This window comes from Massilibacteroides sp. (assembly GCF_028705895.1).
Lineage (GTDB): Bacteria > Bacteroidota > Bacteroidia > Bacteroidales > Tannerellaceae > Massilibacteroides.
In genome coordinates, this window is sequence record NZ_JAQWCQ010000016.1 from 41515 (window position 1) to 60530 (window position 19016).

The 19016-nt window shown below is 38.8% G+C and carries 19 protein-coding genes and 1 pseudogene; 2 read left to right on the forward strand and 18 right to left on the reverse strand.

Translation table 11 applies throughout. The features are described from left to right. Positions 1-52 precede the first annotated feature (52 nt). The gene (locus PHT93_RS05990; RefSeq protein ID WP_300240683.1) at positions 53-1003 is read left to right on the forward strand and encodes a methylenetetrahydrofolate reductase; all 951 of its coding nucleotides are present in this window, start codon (positions 53-55) and stop codon (positions 1001-1003) included. Between the two features lie 12 nt (positions 1004-1015). On the opposite strand, the gene PHT93_RS05995 is transcribed toward PHT93_RS05990, so the two are convergent. Beyond that, positions 1016-2743: a serine protease gene (locus PHT93_RS05995; protein WP_300240685.1), complete on the reverse strand. Its 1728-nt coding sequence runs from the start codon at positions 2741-2743 to the stop codon at positions 1016-1018. Positions 2744-2876: 133 nt separating this feature from the next. On the opposite strand from PHT93_RS05995, the gene PHT93_RS06000 reads away from it, so the two are divergent. Then, positions 2877-3206, forward strand: a complete 330-nt coding sequence (locus PHT93_RS06000; RefSeq protein WP_300240687.1) for a cupin domain-containing protein — start codon at positions 2877-2879, stop codon at positions 3204-3206. Positions 3207-3223: 17 nt separating this feature from the next. Here the strand turns inward: PHT93_RS06000 and metH are convergent, their stop codons facing one another. The 17 genes and pseudogenes from metH to PHT93_RS06085 all read right to left on the reverse strand — a co-directional run. Further along, positions 3224-6922, reverse strand: a complete 3699-nt coding sequence (gene metH, locus PHT93_RS06005) for a methionine synthase (protein ID WP_300240689.1) — start codon at positions 6920-6922, stop codon at positions 3224-3226. Further along, positions 6915-7865 (reverse strand): nucleoside recognition domain-containing protein, encoded by a 951-nt coding sequence (locus PHT93_RS06010; RefSeq protein ID WP_300240691.1) that lies wholly within the window; start codon positions 7863-7865, stop codon positions 6915-6917. Before PHT93_RS06010 ends, metH begins: the two co-directional genes overlap by 8 nt. Positions 7866-7874: 9 nt before the next feature. After that, a complete protein-coding gene (smpB, locus tag PHT93_RS06015) occupies positions 7875-8336 on the reverse strand; it encodes an SsrA-binding protein SmpB (protein WP_300240693.1) in 462 nt (153 codons plus the stop codon). An 11-nt stretch (positions 8337-8347) separates the two neighbouring features. Next, positions 8348-8917, reverse strand: coding sequence for a Yip1 family protein (locus PHT93_RS06020; RefSeq protein ID WP_300240696.1), 570 nt, complete (start codon positions 8915-8917; stop codon positions 8348-8350). A 24-nt stretch (positions 8918-8941) separates the two neighbouring features. Then, the gene (locus PHT93_RS06025; protein ID WP_300240698.1) at positions 8942-9694 is read right to left on the reverse strand and encodes a hypothetical protein; all 753 of its coding nucleotides are present in this window, start codon (positions 9692-9694) and stop codon (positions 8942-8944) included. Positions 9695-9841: 147 nt separating this feature from the next. After that, positions 9842-10624: a hypothetical protein gene (locus PHT93_RS06030; RefSeq protein WP_300240700.1), complete on the reverse strand. Its 783-nt coding sequence runs from the start codon at positions 10622-10624 to the stop codon at positions 9842-9844. Between the two features lie 41 nt (positions 10625-10665). Further along, on the reverse strand, positions 10666-11940 hold the full coding sequence (locus tag PHT93_RS06035) for a porin family protein (protein WP_300240702.1): 1275 nt from the start codon (positions 11938-11940) through the stop codon (positions 10666-10668). 3 nt (positions 11941-11943) lie between these two features. Beyond that, positions 11944-12471, reverse strand: a complete 528-nt coding sequence (locus PHT93_RS06040; protein ID WP_300240704.1) for a sigma-70 family RNA polymerase sigma factor — start codon at positions 12469-12471, stop codon at positions 11944-11946. A gap of 187 nt (positions 12472-12658) precedes the next feature. Further along, the gene (locus PHT93_RS06045) at positions 12659-12982 is read right to left on the reverse strand and encodes a heavy-metal-associated domain-containing protein (RefSeq protein WP_300240706.1); all 324 of its coding nucleotides are present in this window, start codon (positions 12980-12982) and stop codon (positions 12659-12661) included. A gap of 22 nt (positions 12983-13004) precedes the next feature. Next, the gene (locus PHT93_RS06050) at positions 13005-15230 is read right to left on the reverse strand and encodes a TonB-dependent receptor (RefSeq protein WP_300240708.1); all 2226 of its coding nucleotides are present in this window, start codon (positions 15228-15230) and stop codon (positions 13005-13007) included. Positions 15231-15315: 85 nt separating this feature from the next. Continuing rightward, on the reverse strand, positions 15316-15762 hold the full coding sequence (locus PHT93_RS06055; protein WP_300240710.1) for a hypothetical protein: 447 nt from the start codon (positions 15760-15762) through the stop codon (positions 15316-15318). Positions 15763-16115: 353 nt separating this feature from the next. Then, positions 16116-16775: a LamG-like jellyroll fold domain-containing protein gene (locus PHT93_RS06060; protein ID WP_300240712.1), complete on the reverse strand. Its 660-nt coding sequence runs from the start codon at positions 16773-16775 to the stop codon at positions 16116-16118. Beyond that, entirely contained in the window at positions 16775-17575 is an 801-nt protein-coding gene (locus tag PHT93_RS06065) for a hypothetical protein (RefSeq protein WP_300240714.1), read from the reverse strand. The genes PHT93_RS06060 and PHT93_RS06065 overlap by 1 nt, the downstream gene beginning before the upstream one ends. Then, a complete protein-coding gene (locus PHT93_RS06070) occupies positions 17572-17916 on the reverse strand; it encodes a hypothetical protein (protein ID WP_300240716.1) in 345 nt (114 codons plus the stop codon). Before PHT93_RS06070 ends, PHT93_RS06065 begins: the two co-directional genes overlap by 4 nt. A gap of 16 nt (positions 17917-17932) precedes the next feature. Further along, positions 17933-18526 (reverse strand): hypothetical protein, encoded by a 594-nt coding sequence (locus PHT93_RS06075; RefSeq protein ID WP_300240718.1) that lies wholly within the window; start codon positions 18524-18526, stop codon positions 17933-17935. Next, the gene (locus PHT93_RS06080; protein WP_300240720.1) at positions 18471-18779 is read right to left on the reverse strand and encodes an RNA-directed DNA polymerase; all 309 of its coding nucleotides are present in this window, start codon (positions 18777-18779) and stop codon (positions 18471-18473) included. Before PHT93_RS06080 ends, PHT93_RS06075 begins: the two co-directional genes overlap by 56 nt. After that, a pseudogene (locus PHT93_RS06085) lies at positions 18721-19016 on the reverse strand (reverse transcriptase); the annotation flags it as partial. The pseudogene PHT93_RS06085 and the gene PHT93_RS06080, both read right to left, overlap by 59 nt.

Here is a 19016-nt window from a genome sequence, read left to right on the forward strand (position 1 = left end):
GTAAGCTATTTAGAAGTATAATCGTTACATTTGCCTGAAAATTTATAGTAATATGAAAGTTATCGATCTTATAAATAACAGTAAAAAAACAGCTTTTTCGTTCGAAATACTTCCCCCTCTGAAAGGAAACAGTATTCAGAAGGTTTATAATGTAATAGATAAGTTACTGGATTTTGATCCTAAGTATGTAAATATCACGTCTCATCATAGTGAAAATATATACAAAACCCTTCCTGACGGAACAATACAAAAGGTTAATGTCAGAAAGCGTCCGGGATCTGTAGCAATCGCATCGGCTATTCAAAACAAATACAAAATCACGGCGGTTCCCCATATTGTATGTAAAGGTTTTACAAAAGATGAAACTGAGTATGCATTGATAGACTTAAACTTCCTTGGAGTATATGATTTGTTGTTATTGCGTGGTGATATAAAAAAACTTGATCCGATTACAGATCCGAATGTCTATCACAATTATGCGACTGACCTGCAAGAACAAGTAAATAATTTTAACAAAGGTATTGCTATTGACGGTTCTACCTTTGAAGCAAACGAAACACCGTTTTCTTATGGAATGGCTTGTTATCCCGAAAAACATGAAGAAGCGCCTAATATGGAGTCGGATATTTTCTATGCTAAAGAAAAAGTGAAAAATGGTGCAGACTATTTAGTTACTCAGATGTTTTTCGACAACCAGAAGTATTATGACTTCGTTGGCCGTCTGCGTTTGGAAGGTATAACAGTTCCGATTATCCCCGGAATTAAACCGATCGTTCTGAAAAATCAATTAACAGTACTACCTCGTATTTTCAGATCAGAAATCCCGGAACCTTTGGCTTCCGAACTAAGAAAATGTAAAACAGACAACGATGCTAAAGCCGTCGGAATTGAATGGGGAATACAACAATGTAAGGATCTTATTTCAAAAGGAGTACCAAGTCTGCATTTTTACACTATGATGGCGACAGATAGCGTACAACAAATAGCCCGTCAGGTCTATTGATACAGAATGAACTTATTTACAATGTTCACGGATTAGGCGATTCGCTAATGGATCGCCTAATTCTTTTGCCTTATTGAAAGCCTCACAAGCCTCATTTTTCTTGTTCTGACGAATCAGGCAAATACCTTTCAGGCGATAACATGAAGCAAAATCCGGTGCTTTATCTAATGCTTTATCTAAACTGACCATTGCTTTTGTGTAGTCTTCAAGACGAATATAAACAGAGGCTTCCTCTGCTAGATAATCAGGAGTAGAATCCATCGTTATAGCTTGCTGAATATCGGCTAATGCTCCCGTTAAATCTCCTGCACGGAATTTTGCCTGTTCACGATAATAATAAAAAGGGGCTTCTACCCTACCTCCTACTGCATTATAATATAAGTCATAATCTGCAACGGCTTCCGCATACATCATCAGTTTCATTTTCCATTCCACGCGTTCAAGAATATAGGTTGCAGCAGTAGCTCCCGGAGGAGTTCCTGTTTTTTCAATTGCTTTGTCTAATAAAGCAATTACATCTCCAATATTAAATCCGGTTATATTTTCTTTTGCTTTAGCAGCCATATAATAGGTCTCTGCCGTAGCCATATCGGATTCATTTATTTTCATATAAGCGTTATATGCATCTTCAAATTTTTGTTGATAGAAAGAAATATCTCCTTGCAGTTGACGATAAACCGGCTGATCATCTTCCGATATAGCCTGATTAACGGCATTTAATGCATCATCTACACTCCATCCCTGTTGCGTAATTGTCGAATCCGTAGCAGCAATATCAAAAATCAATTTGGCACGATTGTAATTTGCATCGCCCGGTTTATTAGAATAACGAGCAGCCGTATTGATATCCTCCAATGCTTTGTCTAAATAAGTTCTTTCATCTGTCGAAGAAGAAGCCAACGTTTTTCTGTAAACAGCATAATGAGAAGCGCGTGTTGTATAACCATCCGGTGAATTTGGAAACGTCGCTATAAAATCGTTTACAGTTTCCAAATATTGTTGTGGTGTTTGTGTACTTCTTCCGATAAACAAGGCAACAGATGCTTGTTCTGCATCCTCCGGCCAGGCTTTCTTTATTGCAATCGAATTGTACGTTGAACTCAAGAAATCCGTCGAACCGATACGCAGACTATGTGCATATCCTGCAGAAGCAGCATAAGATTGTTCGTTTTTTCCTGATGCGTCTTCTTGCGCAAGACCGATCACTTCTCCTGTAGCTGTAAGTATAGGAGTATTTACATCCTTTGAAGCTAAAGGCATAGAAACTTTATAGTAGCTATATGCTCCGGAAAGTTTACTAACTTCTACAATCTGACCTTCTTTGAAAACAGGCTTCTTGTCGGTTGAGAAAGGCAGGAAATAAACGGGAGAACCTGTTAGCACCGGATCATTGGCTACGGGTAAAAATTCAACTTTTTTGGATACTGAAGCCTGAACCCGGATAATATCATAGACTTCATCTGCTCCCCATATCCGTTCAACTGAATAACTCTTTCCGTCCGGATCTGTTACTTGTGCCCTGGCTGCTCCTTTAAATAATGAATAAGAAGATAATATTTCCCCGTTTTCAGACACAAAAAAAGCTATTCCTGTATGTAACTGCCGGTTGTCTTTATCAAATGTCGTGACCGTAAGAACTGCTTTACGGCTTTTATTCATCCATTTAGGTGCTTTTCCTTGCGCTAAAGCAAGACTATAGCTACATACTATTATCAGGGCAGAAAGGATCAGTTTATTCATGGTAATTAACTTTCATATTTCGTATGCTTGCAAAGTTAATGATTTAATTAAATGAGATGTAACAATAGGTACAAATTCAAGATGTACAAAGAGATTATCTTTAGGGTATCATTAATACTAAAGGGTTAAAAATATGAACGAATTATTTACAAAAGGTACAATCCTGAAAATGGATGAACTGATAGATTACTCTAAAGGTGGTGTGATTAGCAAGCAAGTGCTTAAAAATACGGCAGGAAATATCACATTGTTCTCTTTCGACGAGGGACAAGGCTTAACAGAACACACTGCACCTTTTGATGCAATGGTACAAGTACTTGAAGGAGAAGTGGAAATCCGTATCGGCGGAAATCCAAATCTACTTAAACAAGGGGAATCAATCATTATGCCGGCTAATGTTCCTCATGCTTTACAGGCAGTAAAAGCATTCAAAATGTTGCTGACGATGATTAAAGGGGCATAAATCGACAACAATACAACTTATAAAGCGACATTGCGGCTAAGCAGTCGCTTTGTTTGTTCTATTGTATATCCGCTACGGGATGCGTATTCTGCTATTTGTTCTTCGTCAATTGTTCCGATCATGAAATATTGAGACTCGGGATGCGCAAAATACAACCCGCTCACAGTAGCTGTTGGCAGCATGGCTCCGTTCTCCGTAAGGCTTACTCCTATCTGCGACATACCCAAGAGTTTGTCAAGCATATGATTCTGCAATTGGTCCGGCAAAGATGGATACCCAACAGCCGGACGGATTCCTTGATATCTTACCCGGAAAAGATCGGGGATAGATAAATTTTCATCGGGCGCATATCCCCAATATTCTTTACGGACTTTTTCATGTAAATACTCAGCAACTGCTTCTGCCAGACGGTCTGTCAAACTTTGCAGGAGCATTGCGCTATAGGTATCACCTTCTGCTTCAAACTCGGCATGAAGCTGTTCTGCTCCCGCCCCCGCTGTAACAACAAATGCACCTACGTAATCCTCCCGGCCTTCTGACGCCGGCATAACATAGTCGGCTAACGATTTATAATCCACACGGTCTTTCTTTTTAGCTTGCTGACGCAAAACAGGAATTTCCATATCTTCCAAACGAATAATATCGTTATCACTCGATGCGGGAAAGAATCCGTAAACTGCACGACAATAATCGGCTTTCATCAAAACCAAACGATCCAATAAGTTCTTTACATCCGCAAAAAGCTTCATTCCCTCTTTCGCTTTTTCACGTTCTTCGCCTTCAAACTTATTCAGCCATTCTGCGCGACAAGCATCGCAATCATGCAAGTACGCAAGTTCTGCATATCGTCCACTTAATCTCCATGCACTGAAAAAGAAATTCCAATGCACATAAGGTATAATATCTTCTAATGGAATGTACGGAATAACATGTACTCCCATATTTCTTGGCTTTACAGGAATATAGGAAGCCCAATCTATCTGTTGAGGTTTTCTTCTTGCTTCAGAAAGAGGAATCAATTCCTCTCGTTTATTCTCTAACGAAGCACGAAGCACTTCATATTCTTGACCAATTTGCGTTACGTATTCATCCCGGGTCTCAGGGTTAAGTAATTTAGCCGCGATCAGTGGAGCCTGCGAAGCATCCAGCCCATGAATAACGGGAGAATCATAATAAGGTGCTATCTTGACTGCCGTATGTAATTTAGAAGTCGTTGCCCCGCCTACCATCAAAGGTATTTTGAGACCTGCTTTCTGCATTTCTTTTGCAACAGTAGCCATCTCTTCCAGAGAAGGAGTTATCAGGCCTGAAAGACTTACAAAGTCTGCCTTTTCTTCAATCGCTTTCTTTATAATAGTTTCAGTAGGAACCATTACGCCAAGATCTATGACTTCATAATTGTTGCAGGTTAAGACGATCGACACTATATTTTTTCCAATATCATGTACGTCACCTTTGACAGTTGCAAAGACTGTTTTTCCGGCTTTTGTTGCTCCACCTACCGAATTTTCAGCTTCGATAGTGGGTTGAAGAATAGCTACAGCCTTTTTCATTGTACGAGCAGTCTTAACAACCTGAGGTAAAAACATCTTTCCAGCACCAAACAGATCACCTACTTTATTCATTCCCGACATAAGCGGTCCGTCAATGACATTTACAGCGCGTGGATACGTATCTAATGCTTCCTTTAAATCTTCTTCTAAATGATCTCCGATTCCTTTTATAAGTGCGTGTTCAAGGCGTTCCGCAAGCGGCAGTTCTCTCCATGCTTCATGTCTTTCTTCCTGCGCTCCATTTTTCTCCTGATGAAGATTCTGGGCATACGTAATTAATTCCTCCGCTGCTTCCGGACGACGTGCAAGAATAACATCTTCTACTAATGTCCTGAATTCCGGATCAATATCTTCGTACATAATGGAAGAAGACGGATTCACAATACCCATATCCATACCTTTAGAGATGGCATGATATAGGAATACCGAATGCATCACTTCGCGGACATAATTATTTCCACGAAAAGAGAAGGATAGATTACTTACCCCACCGCTGACTTTTGCTCCCGGTAGGTTTTTCTTTATCCACTCAGTTGCCTGTATAAAGTCCAAGCCATATCCGTTATGCTCTTCTATCCCTGTCGCAATTGCTAATATATTGGGGTCAAAGATTATATCCTGAGGATTAAAACCAACTTTATCTACTAATAAACGATAAGCGCGTTCGCAGACCTTTATCTTACGTTCACAAACATCTGCCTGTCCTACTTCATCAAAGGCCATAACGACTACAGCCGCACCTAATTGTTTTACGCGGGCAGCATGGGCAAGAAACTCTTCCTCTCCTTCCTTCAGACTGATTGAGTTTACAATACTTTTACCCTGAAGGCACATCAGCCCTTGTTCAATGACTGTCCATTTTGAAGAATCCACCATAACCGGAAGACGCGCAATGTCCGGCTCGGAAGCAATCAGATTAAGGAATGTCACCATTTCTTTCTCTGTGTCAAGCATACCGTCGTCCATATTAACGTCGATCACTTGCGCCCCGTCTTCCACTTGTTTACGTGCAATAGTCAGTGCTTCTTCATAATTGCCTTCTTTTATTAACCGAAGGAACTTACGCGAACCTGCTACATTACAGCGCTCCCCGATATTTATAAAATTATTTTCCGGCTTTACTTCTAACAATTCCATTCCGGACAACCAGAGACAGTCCGGTTTCTTTGCAGGAACATGAGGTATAGCTCCTTTGATCATTGCCGGATACCGACCGATATGCTCGGGAGTTGTTCCGCAACACCCACCAATAATATTGATAAGTCTTTCTTCAATAAACGGTTTTATATGACCGGCCATCGTTTCCGGAGTTTCGTCATACTCACCAAAACTATTCGGCAGACCGGCATTTGGATAAGCACTGATATAATAAGGTGCTTTTTGTGCCAACTCCTGTAAATAAGGTTTCATATCAGACGCACCGAACGAACAATTCAAGCCTATGCTAACAATATTTGTATGTTGAACAGATGCCAGGAAAGCCTCTAAAGTCTGCCCCGAGAAAGTACGCCCTCCTTGTGCTGCTAATGTAATAGACAACATAATCGGCAGGTCTCTTCCTTTTTCTTTTAACGTAGTTTCCGCTGCTTCCAATCCGGCCTTTACATTGAGTGTATCAAAGGTCGTTTCAAACAAAACGATGTCCACTCCTCCATCAACCAATGCTTCTACTTGTTCTTTATAAGAATCGTATAAGTCTTTATAAGTTACCGATCTATAGGCCGGATTACTTACATCGGGACTCATAGAAGCTGTCTTGTTAGTAGGCCCGATTGAGCCCGCAACAAAGACCTCCCGCTCCGGATGTTCTTGCATAAAAGAGTCCGCAACTTCTCTGGCTAATGAAGCTGCCGCTATATTAATTTCTCTGACATACTCCTGCATAGAATAGTCAGCCATAGATATTTTTGTGGCATTAAACGTATTTGTAGCAAAAATATCAGCACCGGCATCCAAGTATTGACGATGGATATTCTTAATTACATCAGGACGGGTGATACAAAGTAAGTCGTTGTTTCCTTTTAAGGATGTAGGATAATCAGCAAAACGCTTACCTCTATAATCTTCTTCTTTCAGTTTGAACCCTTGAATCATGGTTCCCATCCCACCATCCAGTATTAAAATACGTTCTTTTAATAACTCTATAAATCTTTTCTTAGTCATAAGAATGTTTAAGCTTACTCAATATAAAATAATCATAGCTTCTACGAAGCCAAACTGCAACGATTGCAAATAAAAGTCGCGTAACAACAATCCACAAAACAGGAATACCTATCGCTACAAAAACCAATGTATCTTCCAAAAGTGAATGCGATACGGCTAAATGTATATTTAAAAGCCTGCCGGATTCACGGGTAAGCTTCTTTTCTTCAATTTGTTCTACCATAATTCCACCTCCATAGGCAAGTCCTACAAGATTACCAACCAACCACGAGAAGGCCGTATCTTTCGGTAATCCGAAAATCGTCATTAACGGAGATAAAAAAGAGGAAACTCTATTCAGCAGATTAAATTCAACCAATATATAATGTAATAACATCAATGCCGAGACAATAACTAAAATAGTCAGTACAACCTGCATTGAGGATGTAAACCACAGTAAGAATACTTGCGCTATGGTATCACAGTTTTCGGCGCTTTGCGTAGTTACAACTGTACCCCATCCATCCTGCGGCATTACAAGATTTAACGTAAATGCAATTACGAAACTCATCAAAATTCGTAAAGTTGTTATTCCCCAAAAGGAAGATCCGGTCTTTGCCTGAATGGAAGATTCAACAATTAAGTTATGGGATAATAAACACATCAATGCAAGGATGGTCGCTTCACGCAATCCTAAAGACATAGACGTAATCAATGCAACCGGAGCATACAAAGGAGTAAATAAACTGGTGATAAATACGATTGCCGTTTCACCCGGTAAGCCGACAAAAGAAAATACCGGATAGAAAAATTCAGAGATGATACCTAAAAAACCGGAATACTGCAATAATCTCACCAATAAGGAAATAGGTAAAATAATCTTAAATAACCAGAGACAGGTTTTACCTGCCTTAGGTAACGCTTTCGTCACACAAGACCAGATTCTATTAATAACCTTATTCATGTATCTATACTACCTTTTAAAAGCCCTGTCCATTTCGCGTTTATCATCACGGGCTTTAATGGAATCTCTTTTATCGTACTCTTTTTTACCTTTTGCAATTGCTACAATTACTTTTGCTAACCCTTTATCATTTATAAACATACGAGTAGGGATTATCGTGAAACCGTTATTTTTGGCCGCAGATTCTATTTTTCGTAGTTCTTTTTTGGTCAACAGCAATTTTCGATCACGGCGTGCGGAATGATTATTGTATGTTCCGTAAAAATACTCGGCTATATACATATTTTTCACCCACAATTCTCCTTTTTCAATAATGCAAAACGTATCAACAAGACTTGCCTTACCTAAACGGATTGATTTTATTTCCGTTCCGGTCAGCACTATTCCGGCTGTAAATGTATCGAGCAACTCAAAATCAAAGGTTGCCCGTTTATTTTTAATCAATATATTATTACTGATCTTTTCTTTCATGATTAATTTTATCAAGAACGAAGACCGGGCATCAACATGACTAAGATTATTTCAATAACTGAAGGAGTTATTAAAACCACAGCCGATGCTATTCCCACAAATTTCATTCGTTCGTCATCTTTGATCTGCATATAGGGTGCAGCTCCTTCCCATATAATATAAACAGTATATAAAACGAATATCTTTAAAAAAAAGAATTCGGGCAACAACGCTAATACAACAGCCAGAACAAATAATAATGCCGAAGAATAGCCCACAAACCGTTGACATAGCTTTATATCTTTCTCACGCTTAAAGACGCTGAACCATAATTCATTCAAAAGATAAGCTCCAAGAAAGAAACCACCTAATGCCGAAACTAAAGAATTAACCGATGCTTTCAACGCCAGTTCTACATCAAATTCTTTTCTGGTAAATAAAACTCCCAGAAATGCACCTATAGAAACAAGTCCAATTAATGGATAAATATAATTAGTCAGATATTTTTCGTTATCCTCTGTATTTTCTTCACTCAATGACTCCCAGGCCTTTGCCGGTTGAGAGATAAGTGCAATCACACATTTAAATACTTCTTTCAACATTCTTTTCCACTAAGTCTTTAATTCTTAATTTCTCGGCAAACTAACACCAAAGTTTTGCGACGTACTCCATGAGGCAGTGGAGTCTGTCTTTATCGCAGAAATATAATTAATTCTAAAATATAAACTGTCTTTCCCTGCTTCTCGTTCCTCATTAGTCTTCTCCGCAACAAAAGAAGTTAAATCAAACACATTATATTTGATCTCTTTTTGAGTACTTATCGTATCCCCTAAATAACGCAGATAAAAATTATAGACCCGTTGTCCTGCACTGGAAACTACAGGCTGAGAGTCTTCTCCATTATAAGACAAGTTAATCGAATCTAAACTAAATTCTATAGTATGATTCGTAAAAAGAAAAAGATTATAGTCCAACAACACACTTTTATCATACATATCGGTAATAACCACCTCTTTAGCATTCACTTTACCGGTATCAGGAAGAATAGTCTCTAACGGATTTTTATCCATAGACGTAAACTGAACATCACTTGCCGTATAATATCCGCTATCTGCAGTATTAATATTCTCTGCATCAGAATAATCCAATACGAAATCAACAAGTCCGCAATCACCTTCTTCCAGATTTGGATTACTTTCCATCTCTGCAGAATGAATCAGGTCTCCACCTTTGATTAAAAGCACTTTTTCCGGAACAAGTTTAACCACTGCCGGTTGGGAGGTCAACATAATTTCATTTCCTCCATCATCCAAACAAGAGGTAATGAAAAAGAATAAAAGAATCAAACCTACCCCCAATATAATTGCTCTGTTTCCCATTATTTCTACAAGTTACAAAATGTAATAATTTTCAAAAGATGAGTACAAAGTTAATAAAAAAGAGAATAACCGGATGATAGGTCATTCTCTTTTCTTCAAATGAGGTTAAATAAGACATCATTCAACCTTCCAATATTATTTTCCGAATTACTCTTCTTCTGTCGGGAAAGTATAAGTAGCTACATCAGAAGAACTCCATTCTGCTTTTGTATTATCATCATTAAGACTACTTATATAGTTTATCTTGAACTTTACATTAGTCTTTCCTGCAGATTGCACTTTAGTTCCGATTGTATATAAGAACGAATTCAGGTTAAATGCATTAACAATACCTCCGCTTTGACTTGGAGAAGTTCCTTCGGTTTCTTTTGTTACACGAAGAAACAGGTTGTAGACGTTTTCGCCATTCACCACTTCAGGTTCCTGATTCGCATCAAATGACAAATCAAATCGTTGTGTTTGTCCTTTTAAGATGCCTTCATGATAGGTTACTAAGAACATATTCTTATCTATCATCGGCCAGATTGTTGAATAAGAACTTAAGCTTTCTATTTTTTGTACAACCAATTCCTGCGGATCTATATTGGCTGTGTCTCTTAATGAGGAACTTGTGTAATAGTTATCAATCAGGCTATAATAACTTGTTGTTACAGTGTAATATCCTGTAGTTGCAACATCTGCATTCTCAGCCAGATCATAATCCAAAACAAAATCAAAAAAGCAACAATCGCCTTCGTTTACGCTAAAGTCAGCCGCAATTGTCGGTGAATAAAAATAAGTGCCACCTCCAACATTTACTAACATTTTTCCATTAACATACTCAATAACACCGTAAGTCTGTCCGGAATTTTGATTACTTCCGCCATCTAAGCAGGAAGTCATTAACAAAGTGCATAAAGCAAATAGACTACCTAAAAAAAGTTTCTTCATGTTTTTCTTTAATTATTATATTAATACTTTCACTATTTATATCAGAATCCGAATCGTAAACCGAAACTTATATTTACATTAAACGGTTTGTCGGAATGTATCGTCTCAATCTTACTACCGTTATCGAAATAATAACCGGCGCCTACTTCTGCAAAAGCATTCAGGTAACGTAATAAAGGATAGCTTACTCCTGTAGCAGCATTGACTGACCAATACCATTCTTTCATTCGCATATTGTTTTTAACAGGATCTCCCATTATTTGTCCATCTGTATATTTTGTTTCTTTCACTCTTCCGGCTACATTGACCTCAGGCATGAAACCTGCAGAAGCGTACCACATAAAATTATTCCATTCGGCTATTTTATAGCCCAAAGATACGGGTAAACCGACAAAGTGCAAGCGTTGTTCGGTTGCGGTGTAGTAACTTCCGTTTGTTTTCCAATCAGATGATAGATAAGAATAATTAAGCCCGGCCATCAAGAACCAGCGAGGCGAAAGCATATAACTTGCCGAAAGCCCGAAAGATATGGGCTGGCGATGCTTAATATCTGTTTTGGGCGCTTCGGAAGAATAGCTTGTAGCAAATGAATTCAAAAAGTCTAACTGAGGATTTTCGAATGTTGTATTTCTGAAAGCATAGATGTTCGCGGCATCGCTTGAACCCGCAGTAATGCTCCCTGCTCCCATTCCGAAACCCCAACGTTTTGTCTTTTTCTTTTCCGTACGATCCGTAAACTCCTGATCGTTACGACTATTTATATTGTTATCAGCCTTCATAGCCTGATCAGACTCTTTTATTATAGCATCCGCATTTTCCACAGTTTCAGTTTTATCGTCTTTATGTACTGTTACTGTCTCTTTTTCAGACAGGGATGATATCTGTTCAACGGTTAAGTCAGCCTGCTTTTCTCTTGCAGGTAAAGACCTTACAACTTGTTTTGAGCCAGTTTCTTTTCTCGTCCTCACTTCCGCAATGACAGCAGCCGGTTTCATCACTTCTGGAACGATTTGTTCTTCTTCACGAAGTGCGGATTTGAGCTCTTCTGTTTTCTGTTCTATTTTATCAGCAACAACAGTTTCAACGGCAGATTCTTGTAAAAAGAAGAAGCTACCGCCCACAATGAGAAGAGCAACAGCGGCAGCAATAGCTCCCCACCATCTCCACCTGTTAACCGAAGCCGGAAAGACAGATCTTTGCGTATTTAAACGCCCTTCTATCTTTTCCCAAACTTCATCAGGTAAAGCATCCGACTCAAAGTCATATAACTTTGAACGGAACAAATCGTCTATTTTATCTCTTTCATCCTTTTTCATGTGTCAATGCAATGCATTAATCTTTTTCTGTAATAACTGTCTTGCCCTTGTATATTGTGAGCGAGATGTACTTTCAGTAATATTCAATAGTTCACCTATCTCTCTATGAGAATAGCCTTCTATAGCAAACAGATTAAAAACCGTCCGGAATCCCGGAGGCAGTTCCTGTACTAATTTCATCAACTCATCTGCTGTCATAGACGAAATCACCGAACTGTCCGGTTGAGATAATTCCACCATGTGATCCAAATCGGTCGCCTCACGCAACACATCTGTTTTTCGTAAATACTCCAGCGCAGAGTTTACAAATATTTTCCGAACCCAACCTTCAAAAGAACCTGTACCGGAGTAAGACTTCAAACTCATAAAGACTTTAATAAAACCTTCCTGCAGCAAGTCTGCGGCAGTTTCCTTATCGTTTACGTAACGATAGCAAACTCCCATCATCTTACGAGAAAACCGGTTATAAAGTTCTTTTTGGCCGATTCTGTCTCCCCTCTTACAACTCTCTATCAGTTGTTCTTCGTTCATCTAGTTTTTTTTCAACTTCCCAACATTATAGAGAAGTATATTTGATAGATGTGAAAAGAGCGCCAAACGCTGCATAAAAAACCAATTTTTGACTGGAAAGTGATGCATGTTCTCTAAAATAACGCAAAGCCCCTGATTTAGAGGCTTTGCAAATATAAATATTATATATAGAAAACGATTCTTCATGTTACTTTTTATCTTTAGATTCCTCATTTCCATCTGCAACTACCGCTTCCATGCCTATCTTTTTAAAGGCTGCAGCTATTTTTTCAGGAGAAGTCTTTGACGTATTATACGTTACTTTAGCTGTGCGGTTAGACAAATCGCAACGGAGATCGGCAACTCCTTTTTCAAAAGCAATGTTCTTTTCTACTTTTTTCACACAATTCTTACATTCCATCTCTTCTACGTAGAATGTTACTGTTTCTTTTTTCTTTTTAGGCTTGTCTTGCGCAAATGCAATCGAGCAAGCACACATAACACAAATAAAGGCTACTACTAATCGTTTCATATTCTTGTAATTTAAAAGGTTATTAATCTCTACTTATATTAAAGCGGAATCCCGCGTATATTTTACGTCCATGCACAGGTCCCCAAACCATAGTTCCATCAAAATTATCTCCTCTTGGATTGGCCGAGTCGATAATTGGATTCTTTTGTTCGAAATCAAACAGGTTCTCGGATCCGATATAGATAGACCAGGTACGGAAAAATTTTGTTACTTGTGCGTTGACAATGGTAAATGCCTTAAAGTTTTCATCCCAGAGTGGGTATGCTTTATCGGCTATAGGCATACGTCCACCACCGTTAAACTGGTTGGTTAAATCAAATTGCCATTTTTTCAAGGGTGTTTGATACGATACAGTCACCAATCCTTTATAATCGCTTGTCAACGCTTTTTTCAAACGATACGTTTCTCCTGCTGCATTCTGATAATCAGTCTTTGCATCCGTATAGCGATATGCTGCCGTTAGAGTAAACCCGCGGAAAAACGGATAGGTAGCTTCTATCTGATAACTATTGGAATACGACCTACCATCTAAGTTATAAAAACGTACAGCATGCGGATCACTATCTACATCGACCACGACCTGCTTCATAAAGTCTGTATAATACCATTCGCCGTTTATGGTCAATTCTTTTCCAAAAAGAGGAATATAAAATGATAAATTAAGACCTGTATTCCAGGCTTCTTCCTGCTCTAAATCATCTGCAATAACCATTTTCCGGCTACTGGACAACAGAAAGTTGTTTTCGGCCAAAACATTAGCTGTACGATATCCTTTTCCTGCTGAAGCCCGCACATGAAACCAGTCGAAAGGATTGTATTTAATATGTACGCGAGGAGTTACAAAGAAATCATATAAAGTACTATAATCACCTCTTATTCCGGCAAGTACAATCAATTTATCATTCAGATTATATGTATATTGCACATAGGCTCCGGGAACCGTTTCCTTTCTGTTATATGGCGTACGAATGCCTGCAAGCGTCACATTCTCATCAAATCCGTCGTAATTCAAGCTTAAACCGGAACTAAGACTGTGCATCTTGGTAAATTCTTTTTCATACAGCAAACTCGCATACAAATTCTTCTGATATACATTGTATGGTGATTTGTCATAATCCGAAAGTTGTTGATGATATGAACCGGATAAAATAAGTGCCACACTCTCTACTTTTTCGGGATCTAAAATATAGGCTTGCTTGGTAAATAGTTCAGCACGGTTTGTGTTAAAATGAATACGATACGGATCGGCTATAACCCCGTGTTCAGAATGATTTGTTTGTCCTCCCGTACGGTTTTCATGTAAATACCGTACGCCATATTGAGACACATAATTGCCTGATTTATAATCCCATCGCTTCATCAGATTAACCTGTTCCTTTAATGGCATATCCAAGAACCCATCCCCATTGCGGTCGTGTTCATTATTGTCTTTTGAATAGTGAACCAGCAGTCCTGTTGATAATTTTTCATTAATATGCCAAGAGGCATCAGCATTTCCCTCGTACCGTTCCGCATCACTGGCAAACAGGTTTACGGAAAAAATATCAGCCGTAGGAGGTTTTTTAAATTCCACATTAATTTGTCCCGCTAACGCTTCATAACCGTTCTTGACGGATGAAGTCCCCTTCGAAACCTGAATACTCTCCATCCAAGTGCCCGGGACGTAATCCAAACCATACAAGGAGGCTGCTCCTCTGAAATTCGGATAATTTTCGGTGAGCATCTGTACATAAGTACCTGATAATCCTAATAGTTTAATCTGCCGCGCTCCGGTTGCCGCATCCGAATAGGACACATCCACTGAAGGATTCGTTTCAAAACTCTCGGCAAGATTACAGCAAGCAGCCCTGCATAATTCATCGTAGGTTATCTTTTGGGTCTGTACTACGCTTGTACGGGAGGCAATTGTTCCGGCTTTTCTTTCACTGATTACCACCTCCTGTAATTCTATTTCTCCTTTTAATTTAATCTCAATGTCTTTATCAGATTGACTCACATCAATAATTCCTGACGTATAGCCAATATAACTGGCTACTAAGCGAGTATCGGAACTTTCTTTTTCCAATTCAAAACGACCGTCTAAATCGGTAGTCGTTCCTTTACGACTTTTTTCCCAATAAACATTGGCCCCTATGATTGGTTGGTTGGATTCATCAATAACACGACCGGTTATCTTTTTCCCAGCAAAAGCCGAAAAAGTGAATAATAATAATAGAATAACAATACTTGATTTTCTTACACTTAACATATATTTCTTTTAAAATGACTGGAATATTCTGACATACAAAGACAAGAGTATAAATATATTACACTCTGAAATCAAAATTCCAAAATCAAATCAAAAGCATTCTGAGTAAGGAAAGGTAATATCTGGGATGTAAAAAAGCCGGAGGATGGTCTTCATTATATAAGAAAGATGAGCAGAGAACGAGTTCCGGTACTAACGAGATAGAAGATGTAGTAAATAAGACATCAGAAAACATCGACGGCATAAATAAAGAATGTTGATTTTCATTCGTAGTCCATTTAAACTCTAAACGTTCAATGCCACAATCATGTATCGCCTTAACAGAGGCTATTTGTATAGAAAGATCAACCTCTTTTTGCTTCTTTTCAAGCCCATCCGGACAAGAGCTACAACAAGATTCAGACATAACAGCCTGAATTCCTGCCTTAAAACAATCATCGCAACAATACGTAACCAAGTTTACTCCCGCCCCACCATAAAAGATTAACGCGGCAAGTAAAGAAAGTATCATATATTTCAGAAACTGTTTCATTTTGAGCAAAAATAATGTTCTTTGATATAAGAATCATACCAAAAACATTATTTAACAAACGGAGGCTAAAAATATCATTTTTTCACATCTCAATATTTCGTTATTACAGCTTTTTACCGCAAACAAGGCCTGCTTTCATCTATTGAAAATCAACGGATAAATCACCTCTAAAAATATAAAGGATATTTTGGAAAAAATAAAGGATATAATTCCAATTATAAAGGTTATATTTTTTCATCAAATACTATGTTATAATTGGCAAAACGAACGGTACACTTTTTTTAAACGAAAAGTGCAAAAAAAACATTTTGATTAAACACCTTTTAAACCAAAATTTCACCCAAACCGGATTTTCACCTAAAAGGTGAAGTAGGTGGGGTGAAATTTGCTGTGTATCTTGCTATATTCGATATTCTTAACTCATCAATATGTATGCCATTTGCATCAATATTCGACAATGTCCAACGCCCCAAATGCAGCCCTGACATCCCGCCATAGCTCCATCCTGTAGCATTAAAAATCTTCACTCCGGCAAGATACATGGCGAATTGCCCTCCAATCAATACCATTGCGACATGTACCCAGGTGTTAGGCAATCGCCCAAGCCAGCCTGAGCTGTATTCTGTCCCGTTATTCTTAAGGTACGCCAATAACCCATATGATGTACCAGAATGATACCTTAGCGCTATCCCACTATCTGTATTTGATGCATAGTTATAAGAACCAAATATACCAGCCCAATCGCCGCCCCTTTGTACAGCTTCTTTCGCAAAAAATTCAATTGTGAAATCTTTGCTATTTAAATATATTGGGTATATCGGCAGGTTATTAGCCAAATCCAATCCTTGGCCGAACATTCCTTCGACAAATTTATCGCTGACAGGAGAACCCTCTACGGGTACTTTAGCATTACTGCTATCGTCATAGCTGCCGTCAAAATGTAATAGCAGTCTTGTATTAATATCTCCTGATTTATCTGATCCGCTGCCCCATCCTCTTCCGTATGCTATCATTAGAATGAAATTAAATAGTTAATACTAATATTTTCTGTTGCTTGCTCTTCCGAGTAGATAGTAAGACTGCCTGTGCTCGCTTCTGCATAGTCCAGAAGCCCTGCATCCTGTCCTTTTTCCCTATCTGCCAACGTAGCAGGCGTAAATACGACACTCTTTGCATCGGACGTGATTGCCGCGTCCGATATTGTATAGCTGAAAACATCTGACGTCGCAACCCAATTTGCGGCCGTGAGAGTTGCTGATTTTAAGACAGACTTTTTCGCCTTGGTGCCAATTAGGTTTGATACAGTCGTGGCAAAATTCGGATCATTTCCTAACGCGGTAGCTAATTCCTGCAATGTGTCTAATGCAGCTGGTGAACCGTTCACGAGATTGGATATTGCTGCGTTAACCTGATCAGCGCTCTGATACCCGCTATCATTCGTCAGATCGCTCACCTTTGAAGGTATAGACGGTTTATTGGACAGATCATCGTAGCTGCCTGAAAATGAAATAGCTTTCAGATCAGATAGCCACTTCTTTATTTTACCTAAAACAATTGACATTGCTTCACCTGATGCAATATTAACACGCTCGGATGACTCTGTGAAGATTATAACACCATCCTCTATATGAAGTATAGCTTCCGCTCTAACCCCCGTATCAACATAGTCATTCAATATATTACTATACACCCACCATGTTTTATACCCTAATTCTGACATCTGAAGTTCAGGGGATACTCCAGGATCACCCTTAATAGTCGTGATCGGTATTAGTTTGCCCTGCTTATTTCGTATGTAAACTGCTCCGTTCATATCATTTTTGCGATTTGTTTTGCCATTCTCCGCCACGCCTGGAATTGGTTATACTCAGAGATATACTCAGCGCGTTTATCTTCTGTGATATTGCTTCCAGCGTCTTTAGCCTCTTCGTAATTAGCGAAGATCGCCTCACGCTTATCTATCGTGTAAGCATCAGTTATAATAGCACTAACCACCCTGTCGTATGTGATTGGCGTTCTCAGATCAACATTCTGACAGTTATAACCACCTTCCTCAGATGCGGAAAAATCAAAAAATATCCGGATAGAGTTCCCTTCGCGGATTACGTGTATTCCGGTTTCCGGAAATGTGTCTAATTGTATTACAGCTCTCATATATATATACGTTTTTTTATTCTTCAAAATAATAATCACTCTTACCGTCGCGTAATGCACGCCTCCGGATTACAACGTCTTCAACCGGAAAGATTTCTTTTCCCGCTTTCTCCGCTTCTTTTGCCGATTTTAGCACATCCTTGATCTTAAATGAGTTTGTAATCACCTTACATAGTTTCTCAGAGCCCTTTTCACTAAACAGGATACAACACCTGTCATCTCCCATTTTCGTATGAAGCCCAAGTTCACAATCTACAACTGTAATAGAGATATTAAGAATCTCCATCATCCGCTTTTCTTCGACTTCGAAAAACTTCTTTCCGTCCTTCGTTTTGTCGCTTCGCTTAATTCCTTTTTCCAAAAAACTCATGTCATTATCCGTTATTATGTTCCATAAATGCCGGCAGTCACCATGTTTACACCACCCCCAATAGGATGCTTTGATCTCATGTCGCCGTTTTTCGTTCTTTACATTCTTTAGTTTCCGGGCAAAACGTTCTTTGATCGACTTCCTGAGCAATGTTTTATCCTTTGTAAAGCGATAACCCAAAAAGTCAATGCTCCTTCCGCTTACCTCTTTGTCGCTTCCTTCCGTTCCGTTTCTTTTCATTGCCTATCCGACTTATTATCGCCCCGGCTTTTACCGTTAATCCCATTTCAGTACACATCCGGTCGTATTCCCGTAGCACTTTTTTCGCTTCAGCTTTCGTTTTTGTCATCCAAATCACATCATCACAATATCTCAGGTAGCATTTAATCCTTAACTGTTCTTTAATGTGATGATCAATCGCATAGAGGCAAAAATTACCAAGCGGTTGACTGGTGTATGCTCCAATAGCAACGCCTCTTCTTGTTTTCTTCATCTTGCAACTCATTTTCAACATTCGATTCATACGACAAAACCACCTTTTCAACTAATTCGATAAAACGTTCATCTTTAAATTTTCTCCTGAGCATCCCGATAACAGTGTCATGCGGGATACTTTCGTAGAATTTCTTCAAGTCTGTTTGACCGAACCAATCAGCATCCGGATTTTCTTTCAACATACGCTTCATTCTCCCGACACCGTAATGAAGTCCTTTCCCTTTAACACAAGCAA